The following is an 11,543-nucleotide window of genomic DNA, read 5'->3' on the forward strand; positions in this document are numbered from 1 at the left end:
CTTATTCGTCAATGCAAAGCTATATTGAAAATACAGCTAAAGTAGTTGGTGACAAAGTAACTTTGAAATTTGTTAAAAGAGATAGTCTAGAAGGTTTCAGTGTGAATGGTCAAGCAGTAATGATTAATGAAGATGGAACAGCTACATTTACAGTGACATCATCAGATGTTGAAACAACATTTGATATTAATACAGGTCAGCATCAACGAAGTTATCCAGTTAAATTACATATTGGTAAACTAGCACAAGAACCAATCGTTAAAAAACGTCTAACAGAAAAACCATCAACAGAGATGACTAAACCGATAGAAACAACAGAAAATGTTTACTTATTAAATGCTAAAGCAACAGAACCAACTTATTCGTCAATGCAAAGCTATATCGAAAATACAGCTAAAGTAGTTGGTGATAAAGTAACTTTGAAATTTGTTAAACGAGATAGTCTAGAAGGTTTCAGTGTTAATGGTCAAGCAGTAACGATTAATGAAGATGGAACAGCTACATTTACAGTGACATCATCAGATGTTGAAACAACATTTGATATTAATACAGGTCAGCATCAACGTAGTTATCCAGTTAAATTACATATTGGTAAATTAGCACAAGAACCAATCGTTAAAAAACGTCCAACAGAAAAACCATCAACAGAGACAGTGAAACCAACAGAACCAGTGAAACCTATAGCACCAGTGACACCGACAGAAAAACCGTCAACATCACAATCTGTAACAAATGTAGCGCAAGTGTTTAAATATGGTACACAAGAATTATCAAAAATGGCAGATTATATTAAGTCATCACAAATTGTAGAAATGAATGGTAAAAAATATGTGCAAATGACGATTGATAATGCATCAGTATGGCAATCATTTAATGTAGAAGGTCAACCTGTTATTGAAGTTTCTTATGATATGATGAAAGATCGTAAAGTAGTGATGTTTGAATATACAACAGGCAAACAACAATACGCATCACAAGTACATATTGTTATACCAAGTATCAACTATGATAATACTTATAATGTTACAATTAATATACCAACAACATCTCAACAAATAGTACCACAAGTAACGCAACCTAATGAATTAATGCCTTTATTAATTGAAAAAACAGATGGACAAACAAATGTAATAAAAGCTAATAATGTTTTACGTGCGTTCAAATATGGTACATCACAAATTTCAGTAATGGATGGTTATATTGAATCATCAGAAATAGTAAATGTTAATGGTGTGGCATATGTACAATTGGTGATTAATAATGCTTCTTCATGGCGATCATTTGTCGTAGAAGGTCAAGCAGTTGATATTGTCTCAACAGATGCTGTTAACGATCGTCAAATTGTTCGTTTTGTATATAATAAAGATCAAGCATTATATAATGCCCAAGTACATATTGTCGTACCATCATTGAATTATGATAATGTTTATAATGTAACGTTATTAGTAGATGAAACAGGTGTTCAAACTGGTGAGAGACAAGGTGGTGTCGCTTTAATTAAAGGCGCAACTAATTTATCGACAACAGGTTTGAAAAAAGGTGTGGCTAAATCAGGTTTATTACCAAAATCAGGTGAAGCAAGCTCCTTCACAATGACTTATATCGGTAGTTTAATCGCATTTTTAGGGGCTATTATATTATTTGTAAGAAGAAATAAAAAATCAAATTAATATTTATAAAATAAGAAGACGTTTAATGTCTTCTTATTTTATGTTGAAACTATAAAAACCGAACGTTATTTATATGGAGTGAAGAAATAAATATTTTTATAGCTTGAATTATTAAGATGTTACTGTTAATATAGTATGGTATTAATAAAAACTTAACGTTAAAGGAGAAGGATTATGACAGGGATTATTGTGGTTGGTTCACAATGGGGCGATGAAGGAAAAGGTAAAATTACTGATTTTTTATCTAAACAAGCAGATATTATCGTACGTTACCAAGGTGGTAATAATGCAGGACACACGATTAAATTTAATGATCAAGTATATAAATTACAATTAGTACCATCGGGTATTTTTTATCCAGAAAAATTATCTATTATTGGTAATGGTGTTGTTATTGATCCTAAATGGTTATTAAAAGAATTAACAGAATTAAATGAGCGTGGTATTGTGACAAGTAATCTAAGAATTTCAAATCGTGCGCATATTGTTTTGCCGTATCATTTAAAATTAGATGAAGTTCAAGAAGCACGTCGTGGAGATAATAAAATAGGTACAACTAAAAAAGGTATCGGACCAGCTTATGTTGATAAATATCAACGTTGTGGTATTCGTATGGCTGACTTATTAGATGCTACAATTTTCCGTCAAAAATTAGAACAAAATTTATTAGATAAAAATGAATTGTTTACTAAAATTTATAATGTAGAGCCATTTGAAGTGGAGGCTATATTTGAAGAATATTACCAAATTGGTCAATTATTAGCAGCTTACGTAACAGATACATCTAAAATCTTAGATGAAGCTTTTGATAATAACAAAAAAGTATTATTTGAAGGTGCACAAGGTACTATGTTAGATATTGATCATGGAACTTATCCATATGTTACTTCATCAAGTCCAACTGCTGGTGGTGTAACAACAGGTGTAGGTGTTGGTCCAACTAAGATTGATAAAATTATTGGTATTTGTAAAGCTTATACATCACGAGTAGGTGAGGGACCTTTCCCTACAGAATTATTTGATGAAATTGGCCAACGTATTCGTGATATTGGAAATGAGTATGGTACAGTAACTAAACGACCAAGACGTATTGGATGGTTTGACTCAGTTGTAATGCGTCATGCAAAACGTGTGTCTGGTTTAACTGATTTATCATTAAATTGTTTAGATGTGCTATCAGGGTTACCAGAATTGAAAATTTGTGTATCTTATGAATATAATGGTGAAGTTTTGACAGAGTATCCTGCTAATGAAAATATTTTACAAGCTTGTCAACCAGTTTATGAAACATTACCTGGCTGGCATGAAGATATTACACAATGTCAATCGTTCGAAGAATTACCAATCAATACACAAAATTACTTAAAACGAATTGAAGAATTAGTAGGTGCTAAAATCTCTATCTTCTCAGTAGGTCCGGATAGAAATCAAACGAATTTATTAGATAATATGTGGTAAAACTTAATTTGTGATATATTCTTGTTGAAATAACGAGGATATATCACATTTTTATATTGTCAAGATACTTTGAAAATAAATAGAATAATTATGATAATTTTATGAACTCCGTTTACAATGCTAACTATTCAAATTATACTGAAATAGTCATTAAAAAGTATTGGTTATATAATTTTGAGAGGGGTTTTATTTTTATGTTTGAACCGAGTGAAATTTTAGAAATTGCGATAAAGAAAGGTGAAAAGAAAACACAAACTTCTATTGGATCTTTAATGATTCTTGGATTTGTAGCAGGTGCATTAATTGCACTGAGTTCTTTAGTGTTAATTCGTGTAACAGGTACTTTACCTAAAGAATGGGGAAGTTTAAATAGTTTATTAGGGGCTATTGTTTTTCCTATTGGTTTGATTTGTATTGTTATGGCTGGTGGTGAATTAGTGACAGGTAATATGATGTCATTAGTTGTAGCTTATATGAATAAACGCATTTCTGAACTGAAAGTATTGAAAAATTTAAGTGTTGTTTTTATAGCTAATTTGATAGGATCATTATTTGTTGCTTATGCCTTTGGACATTTTTTAGGTCTAACAGAAGGTGCGTTTTTAGATAAAACACTTCATGCAGCACAGGCAAAAGTTGATGCCGATTTTTTACATGCATTAGTATCAGGTATTGGGTGTAACTGGTTTGTTTGTTTAGCAGTATGGTTATCATTTGGTGCTAAGGATGCAATAGGTAAATTATTAGGTGTTTGGTTCCCAGTTATGATTTTCATTGCTACAGGTTTTCAACACGTTGTTGCTAATATGTTCTTCATTCCAGCAGCGATCTTTGCTGGTGGTGCCATTACATGGTTTGATTTTATTAGCAATTTATGTGCTGTATTTTTAGGTAATTTAATAGGTGGTGGTCTTTTTGTAGGTGCCTTCTATTATTGGGGATATAAAAAATAATAAATATAAGAAGTGACTAGCTTTTGCTAGTCACTTCTTATATTTCAATCGCATTTGGTAAAGGTGATAGGGGATTATCTTTGTTAATATGATCATAAAACATAATACCGTTAAGATGATCAATTTCATGTTGCATTGCAATAGCTGGTAAACCTGATAAGCGTAATTTAACTTCATTATCATTTTCATCATAACCTACAACAGTAATACGTGCGTGACGATGTACCAGTCCAGGAATATTTTCATCAACTGAAAGACAACCTTCTCCTGTTGATATATAACTTTTTTCAACCGAATGACTAATGATTTTAGGGTTATATAATGCATAACTATGTAGTTTATCATTAGCATCTTCTAAATGAATAGCCAGCATACGTTTCGAGATATTGATTTGCGGTGCAGCTAAACCAATACCACTTCTAAATTGATATTTTTCAATCATTGCCTCATCTTGTGAATTAATAACAAATGTAAGTAGTGATTGTAAAATTGCCTTATCTTCTTCGTTAATAGGTGATGAAATAGGTTCAGCTACTTTTCTTAATGTCGGATGTCCATCACGAATAATATCTTTCATTGTTAACATGACAAGTCCTCTTTTCTATTATAATATTTATACAGTATAGCATAATTTAAATAAGAGATGAATACTATCTATTCACAATTAAATGTGTCAAAATCTGTTATAATGAATTATCAAAAAATGACTGTAACAGTTTATTATTATTAGAATAATGTCGGTGATACCAACAGACATATAATTTTTTTAAAATTAAACATTTTTCTTTTTAGTTTTGAAACAATATGTTACAATATATTTGAAAACACTTACCCATAGGCAAGTGTATTAAGAAATTACCGAAAGGAATAGGTGAAATTATAATGGCACCAAAAAAAGACAAGATATTTGATGCAGTAAAAACATTACACAAAATTGAAGACATGTTTACGCCTGTGCAAGTTTTAAATCCAGAAGGAGAAGTTGTTAATCCTGACTTAGTTCCTGATTTGACAGATGAGCAATTAGTGGAATTAATGGAACGTATGGTATACACACGTGTGTTAGATCAACGTTCTATTTCATTAAACCGTCAAGGTCGTTTAGGATTTTATGCACCAACAGCAGGTCAAGAGGCTTCACAATTGGCAACACAATTTGCATTGGAGCAGGAAGATGTAATTCTACCAGGTTACCGTGATGTACCACAATTAATTTGGCAAGGATTACCTTTATACAAAGCATTCTTATTCTCACGTGGTCATTTTGTAGGAAATCAAATGCCAGAGAATGTACTTGCGTTATCACCACAAATTATTATTGGAGCGCAATATATCCAAGCTGCTGGGGTAGCTTTAGGTATTAAAAAACGCGGACGTAAAGCAGTTGCGATTACATATACAGGTGATGGTGGTTCTTCACAAGGTGACTTCTATGAAGGTATTAACTTTGCGAGTGCTTTCAAAGCACCAGCTATTTTTGTAATTCAAAACAATAACTATGCAATTTCTACACCACGTAGCAAACAAACAGCTGCTAAAACTTTAGCGCAAAAAGGTATTGCTGCTGGTATTGTAAGTGTACAAGTAGATGGTATGGATCCATTAGCAGTATATGCTGTAACACGTCAAGCACGTGAGCGCGCTATCAATGGTGAAGGACCAACTTTAATTGAAACATTAACATTCCGTTATGGTCCACATACAATGGCTGGGGATGATCCAGGTCGTTACCGTACAAAAGATGAAGAGCATGAATGGGAATTAGTTGATCCATTAATTCGTTTCCGTAAATACTTAACAGCTAAAGGTATTTGGAATGAAGAAAAAGAACAAGCAGTAGAAGAACGTGCAAAAGAAGATATTAAAGAAGCGATTAAAATTGCCGATGAAACACCAAAACAAACAGTATTGCAATTAATGGAATTAATGTATGATGGTGACATGCCATTTAACTTAAAAGAGCAATACGAAGCACTAAAAGAGAAGGAAGGTAAATAATCAATGGCACAAATGACAATGATTCAAGCAATTACGGATGCGTTACGTTGTGAATTACGTGACGATGAAAATGTCTTAGTATTCGGTGAAGACGTTGGAGTAAATGGTGGTGTTTTCCGTGCTACTGAAGGTTTACAAAAAGAATTTGGGGAGGATCGTGTATTCGATACACCTTTAGCTGAATCAGGTATTGGTGGTTTAGCATGCGGTTTAATCATGGAAGGTTACCGTCCAGTACCAGAAATTCAATTCTTTGGTTTCGTTTTTGAAGTTTTTGATTCAGTAGCAGCTCAATTAGCACGTTGGCGTTTCCGTTCAGGTGGAACAAACAATGCACCAGTAACGTTCCGTTCACCATTTGGTGGTGGTGTACATACACCTGAATTACATGCAGATAATTTAGAAGGATTAATGGCTCAAACACCTGGTTTACGTGTAGTAATTCCTTCAAATCCATATGATGCAAAAGGTTTATTAATTTCTGCTATTCGTGATAATAACCCAGTTGTATACTTAGAACATATGAAATTATATCGTTCATTCCGTGAAGAAGTACCGGAAGAATCTTACACAGTACCTTTAGATAAAGCAGCTGTTAAACAAGAAGGAACAGATATTACTTTAATTGCCTATGGTGCAATGGTACAAGAATCATTAAAAGCTGCAGAAGAATTAGCAAAAGATGGTGTATCAGTTGAAGTTATCGATTTACGTACTATTCAACCATTAGATATTGAAACAATTGTGGCTTCTGTTGAAAAAACAGGTCGTGTTGTTGTTGTTCAAGAAGCACAACGTCAAGCAGGTATTGGTGCGACTGTAGCAGCTGAAATTGCTGAACGTGCAATTTTAAGTTTAGAAGCACCTATCGGTCGTGTATCGGCAGTAGATACTATTTATCCATTTACACAAGCTGAGAATGTGTGGTTACCAAACAAATCACATATTGTAGAAAAAGCAAAAGAAATTTTAGAATTTTAATTGATTAGAAATATAGTATAGGAGGAAACAAACGTGTCATTTGAATTTAAATTACCTGATATCGGTGAAGGTATCCATGAAGGTGAAATCGTACAATGGTTTGTTAAAACTGGTGATGAAGTAGAAGAAGATGATGTACTTTGTGAAGTGCAAAATGATAAAGCAGTTGTTGAAATTCCATCTCCTGTAAAAGGTAAAGTAACAGGCGTTTTAGTAGAAGAAGGTGTTGTAGCAACTGTCGGACAAACTATCATTACATTTGATGCACCAGGTTATGAAAACCTTAAATTTAAAGGTGACGATCATCATGATGAACCTGCTCAAGAAGCAGCACCAGTAGAAGAAGTAAAAGAAGAAGTAGTTGAGATTGCACCACAAGAAGGTTTAGCAGAACCATCAGCACGTGTTATCGCAATGCCATCAGTACGTAAATTTGCACGTGAAGAAGGTGTAGATATTCGTTTTGTAGCTGGTAGTGGTAAAAATGGTCGTGTATTAAAAGAAGACGTTTTAGCATTCTTAGCAGGTGGTTCAACACCAGTAGCAACAGCATCTCCTGAAGCAGTAGTTGCTGAAGAAGTACCAGCAGCAAAAGCAGCACCAATTGTACCAGCTGGTGAAGAATTCCCAGAAACACGTGAACCATTAAGTCCAATCCGTAAAGTTATTGCTAAAGCAATGGTTAATTCTAAACATACTGCCCCACACGTAACAATTATGGATGAAGTAGTTGTTGATGCATTATGGGATCACCGTAAGAAATTTAAAGATATTGCAGCAGAAGAAGGTATTAAATTAACATTCTTACCATATGTTGTAAAAGCTTTAACAAGTGCAGCTAAAAAATTCCCAGCATTAAATTGTTCAATTGATGATGCAACTAATGAAATTGTAAATAAACATTATTACAATATTGGTATTGCAGCAGATACTGAAAAAGGTTTATTAGTGCCAGTTGTTAAACATGCAGATCGTAAATCAGTATTTACAATTTCAGCTGAAATTAATGACTTAGCTACTAAAGCTCGTGAAGGTAAATTAGCAGCTGATGAAATGAAACATGGTTCTATTACAATTTCTAATATTGGTTCTGCAGGTGGTCAATGGTTCACACCAGTTATTAATCACCCAGAAGTTGCAATTTTAGGTATTGGTCGTATTGCGTTGAAACCTGTTGTTAATGAAGCAGGTGAAATTGTACCTGCACGTGTATTAGCTTTATCATTAAGCTTTGACCACCGTATGATTGATGGTGCAACTGCTCAAAATGCAATGAACCATATTAAACGTTTATTAAATAATCCAGAATTAATGTTAATGGAGGGCTAAAAAATGGTAGTTGGAGATTTTCCTATTGAAACAGATACTATAGTAATTGGTGGTGGACCTGGTGGTTATGTTGCAGCTATTCGTGCCGCACAATTAGGTCAAAAAGTAACACTTATCGAACGTGATAAATTAGGTGGGGTATGTTTAAATGTAGGATGTATTCCTTCTAAAGCATTACTATCAGTGTCACATCGTTATACATCAGCTTTAGAATCAGAAAATATGGGTATTGAAACAGAAGGCGTTAAATTAAATTTTGATAAAGTTCAAGCATTTAAAGATGGCGTTGTATCTAAGTTAACGGGTGGTGTATCTGCATTATTAAAAGGTAATAAAGTAGAAGTAGTATATGGTGAAGCATATATTAATGACGCTAATTCATTACGTGTAATGACTGAAGATTCAGCACAAACATATAATTTTAAAAATTTAATTTTAGCAACTGGTTCACGTCCAATTGAAATTCCTAATTTTAAATTTGGTAAACGTATCATTGATTCAACAGGTGCCTTAGCTTTAACAGAAGTACCTAAGAAAATTGTTGTTGTAGGTGGTGGATATATCGGTTCAGAATTATCAACAGCTTATGCAAACTTTGGTACAGAAGTTACTATTTTAGAAGGTTCACCAGACATTTTAAATGGTTTTGAAAAAGACATGACGGCTGTTGTTAAAAAATCAATGAAGAAAAAAGGCGTTAAAATTGTTTTAAATGCAATGGCTAAAAGTGCTGAAGAAAAAGACGATAAAGTTGTTGTAACTTATGAAGCTGGCGGTAAAACTGAAGTTGTTGAAGCAGATTACTGTTTAGTGACTGTAGGTCGTCGTCCTAACACAAGTGATATCGGCTTAGAAGGTTTAGGTATAGAAATGTTAGAACGTGGTTTAATTAAAGTTGATCAACAATCACGTACTTCAGTATCAAACATTTATGCAATTGGAGATATCGTTCCTGGACCACCATTAGCACATAAAGCTTCTTATGAAGGTAAAGTTGCAGCAGAAGCAATTTCAGGTGAAGCATCAGCAGTGGATTACTTAGTTATTCCAGCGGTATGTTTCACAGATCCTGAATTAGCAACTGTTGGTTTAACAGATGAACAAGCAATTGCAGAAGGCTATGAAATTGTATCAGCTAAATTCCCATTTGCAGCTAACGGACGTGCATTAGCATTAAATGAAACTGATGGTTTTGTTAAATTAGTATCTCGTAAATCAGACGGTTTACTATTAGGTGCACAAGTTGCAGGTGCAGGTGCGTCAGATATTATTGCTGAATTAGGTTTAGCCATTGAAACAGGTATGACAGCAGAAGATATGGCATTAACAATCCATGCCCACCCAACATTAGGTGAGATTTCAATGGAAGCTGCTGAAGTATTAATTGGTTCACCAATTCATGTATTAAAATAATAAATTTAAATAAATCGACACCCCCTAGATTTGTTAATAAAATCCTATTAGAGAATAATTTCTAATAGGATTTTTTATTTTAGCAACATTTAAGTAATCTTTTTGTAATATAATTGAAATAATTATTGTGCTTTAGTAATATAAATATAATAAAATATTATAAACATAAATACATGTAAAAGGAGAATTCATTATGAAAAATAACAAATTATTCATCGCTTTAGGTAGTTTAGTTTTGTCAGGGTCATTATTAATAACAAATAATGCTTATGCTAATTATCCTCAAGATTTTAATGGTGCATCAGCTTCAAATTTTGAAATTGTCGCAGAAGGAAAAGTTAGTTATGAGGGAAATATCGTAACAATTCCAGCTGTAATTAAAGCAGATGATCAACATAATTTTAAATTCAATGACTATAATGAATTATCATTTGCTGTATATGAAGATAATAATAGCGACAATGAAACTGAAGCAACTATTCAGGTAGTAAATAAAGATAAAGGTTTAGTAAATTTATCATTTGATGTGAGTCAAATGGATTTAGATAAAGTATATCGCCTAAGAATATATAGTAAAAATATGTTTGGAGCAGTTCATGAACCAGAAAATTTAACATTTGAAATGAATACTAAAAAAGTAAAAATTACAGATGAAGGTTTAGTAACAATTACACAAAATAATATTTCTACATCAGAAAGTAATGTAGAACAGACAGATAATAAAGAAATTGTAACAGAAGAACTGAAGGACGAACATAAAGAACAAGTAACATCTAAATCAGCTGAAGTTATAAACAATAATTCAGTAAAAAAATTACCTGCAACAAATGCTGTTAAATAATAATAAAATCCCTTAGAATCAATTTGAAATCTAAGGGATTTATTTTATATACTACAACCTTCTGGACCACAACTACCATTATTATCATCACCTAAAGTTTTAAAAGTAGGTGCTTTTGTTAGACCAAATGCATCTTCAATAGTATTTTCAAAAATGTTTTCAGGTTGGGCACCTGACACAGCAATTTTTTGTCAAATAAGAAAAATGGTACACTACGCACACCTATTTCTATACCTTCTTGTGCTTGTACTTTTACTTGTGCCATATATTGTTTGCTTGATAACATTTCTTTGACTTCTTGTTTATCAAATCCTACTTCACTAGCTAATGTTATTAAAACTTCATGATTTCCAATATCTAAACCTTCTTGAAATTGCGCTTGAAATAAAAGTTCTACTATGGGTAATGCATTTCCTTTGTCTTGTGCAAATTGAATTAAGCGATGAGCATCAAATGTATTGGCAACAATAACATTTGAAAAATCTAAGTTTAAGCCTATTTGTTTAGCACGCATTTCAATATTTTTACTGTTATTTTGTGATTGTTGGCGAGTAAATCCATATTTTTAGCGACATAATCAATGACTGGGTAACTTGTACCTTGTGGAATTGACGGATCTAATTCAAAACTTTTAAACTCTAGTTGTACATTTTTAGCATCAGGATATTTATCTAATACAGGTTTTAATACTGTTTCTCCAATATAACAAAATGGACAATAAACATCTGACCAAATTTCTATTTTCATTCTTATAAATTGTTTTCATTATAGGAATAATAATCATATAAGTAAATTTATTTACTTGACATTATTTGACCAAAAATATTTACAAAGATGATTTAAAGAAATAAAATGAGATTATAAAAAATACAGATATAATATGATTTTAGTTTGCTTGTT

The 11,543-nt window shown here is 32.5% G+C and carries 11 protein-coding genes; 8 read left to right on the forward strand and 3 right to left on the reverse strand.

Annotated features, from left to right (window positions below):
- From AC5EAH_RS06505 to AC5EAH_RS06515, 3 genes are all read left to right on the forward strand, one after another.
- The coding region (locus AC5EAH_RS06505) for an NEAT domain-containing protein (protein WP_493493965.1) at positions 1-1,670 on the forward strand (1,670 nt) is incomplete at its 5' end.
- Positions 1,671-1,844: 174 nt separating this feature from the next.
- Positions 1,845-3,128 (forward strand): adenylosuccinate synthase, encoded by a 1,284-nt coding sequence (locus tag AC5EAH_RS06510; protein ID WP_493493966.1) that lies wholly within the window; start codon positions 1,845-1,847, stop codon positions 3,126-3,128.
- A 194-nt stretch (positions 3,129-3,322) separates the two neighbouring features.
- Entirely contained in the window at positions 3,323-4,081 is a 759-nt protein-coding gene (locus tag AC5EAH_RS06515; protein ID WP_493493967.1) for a formate/nitrite transporter family protein, read from the forward strand.
- A 37-nt stretch (positions 4,082-4,118) separates the two neighbouring features.
- Here AC5EAH_RS06515 and def read toward each other — a convergent pair whose 3' ends face one another.
- Positions 4,119-4,667, reverse strand: a complete 549-nt coding sequence (gene def, locus AC5EAH_RS06520) for a peptide deformylase (protein WP_493493968.1) — start codon at positions 4,665-4,667, stop codon at positions 4,119-4,121.
- Positions 4,668-4,963: 296 nt separating this feature from the next.
- Between def and pdhA the strand changes: the two genes are divergently transcribed.
- The 5 genes from pdhA to AC5EAH_RS06545 all read left to right on the forward strand — a co-directional run bounded on the left by pdhA (position 4,964) and on the right by AC5EAH_RS06545 (position 10,643).
- Positions 4,964-6,079 (forward strand): pyruvate dehydrogenase (acetyl-transferring) E1 component subunit alpha, encoded by a 1,116-nt coding sequence (gene pdhA, locus AC5EAH_RS06525; protein ID WP_493493969.1) that lies wholly within the window; start codon positions 4,964-4,966, stop codon positions 6,077-6,079.
- A gap of 3 nt (positions 6,080-6,082) precedes the next feature.
- Positions 6,083-7,060, forward strand: coding sequence for an alpha-ketoacid dehydrogenase subunit beta (locus tag AC5EAH_RS06530; RefSeq protein ID WP_493493970.1), 978 nt, complete (start codon positions 6,083-6,085; stop codon positions 7,058-7,060).
- Between the two features lie 33 nt (positions 7,061-7,093).
- On the forward strand, positions 7,094-8,389 hold the full coding sequence (locus AC5EAH_RS06535; RefSeq protein WP_493493971.1) for a dihydrolipoamide acetyltransferase family protein: 1,296 nt from the start codon (positions 7,094-7,096) through the stop codon (positions 8,387-8,389).
- Between the two features lie 3 nt (positions 8,390-8,392).
- Positions 8,393-9,802 (forward strand): dihydrolipoyl dehydrogenase, encoded by a 1,410-nt coding sequence (gene lpdA / locus AC5EAH_RS06540; RefSeq protein WP_493493972.1) that lies wholly within the window; start codon positions 8,393-8,395, stop codon positions 9,800-9,802.
- Between the two features lie 193 nt (positions 9,803-9,995).
- On the forward strand, positions 9,996-10,643 hold the full coding sequence (locus AC5EAH_RS06545; protein WP_493493973.1) for a hypothetical protein: 648 nt from the start codon (positions 9,996-9,998) through the stop codon (positions 10,641-10,643).
- A gap of 118 nt (positions 10,644-10,761) precedes the next feature.
- Here AC5EAH_RS06545 and AC5EAH_RS06550 read toward each other — a convergent pair whose 3' ends face one another.
- Positions 10,762-11,157 (reverse strand): DsbA family protein, encoded by a 396-nt coding sequence (locus AC5EAH_RS06550; RefSeq protein WP_493493974.1) that lies wholly within the window; start codon positions 11,155-11,157, stop codon positions 10,762-10,764.
- Positions 11,139-11,390, reverse strand: coding sequence for a DsbA family protein (locus AC5EAH_RS06555; protein ID WP_493493975.1), 252 nt, complete (start codon positions 11,388-11,390; stop codon positions 11,139-11,141). Before AC5EAH_RS06555 ends, AC5EAH_RS06550 begins: the two co-directional genes overlap by 19 nt.
- Between the last annotated feature and the right edge of the window lie 153 nt (positions 11,391-11,543).

Source organism: Staphylococcus sp. B1(2026), assembly GCF_058895785.1.

Bases quoted from the DNA above. Each gene is read 5' to 3' on its own strand.
- def (WP_493493968.1), bottom strand. From the start codon at position 4,667: ATGTTAACAATGAAAGATATTATTCGTGATGGACATCCGACATTAAGA.
- AC5EAH_RS06545 (WP_493493973.1), top strand. From the start codon at position 9,996: ATGAAAAATAACAAATTATTCATCGCTTTAGGTAGTTTAGTTTTGTCA.
- AC5EAH_RS06555 (WP_493493975.1), bottom strand. From the start codon at position 11,390: ATGAAAATAGAAATTTGGTCAGATGTTTATTGTCCATTTTGTTATATT.
- AC5EAH_RS06515 (WP_493493967.1), top strand. From the start codon at position 3,323: ATGTTTGAACCGAGTGAAATTTTAGAAATTGCGATAAAGAAAGGTGAA.
- pdhA (WP_493493969.1), top strand. From the start codon at position 4,964: ATGGCACCAAAAAAAGACAAGATATTTGATGCAGTAAAAACATTACAC.
- AC5EAH_RS06530 (WP_493493970.1), top strand. From the start codon at position 6,083: ATGGCACAAATGACAATGATTCAAGCAATTACGGATGCGTTACGTTGT.
- AC5EAH_RS06510 (WP_493493966.1), top strand. From the start codon at position 1,845: ATGACAGGGATTATTGTGGTTGGTTCACAATGGGGCGATGAAGGAAAA.
- AC5EAH_RS06550 (WP_493493974.1), bottom strand. From the start codon at position 11,157: ATGCGTGCTAAACAAATAGGCTTAAACTTAGATTTTTCAAATGTTATT.
- lpdA (WP_493493972.1), top strand. From the start codon at position 8,393: ATGGTAGTTGGAGATTTTCCTATTGAAACAGATACTATAGTAATTGGT.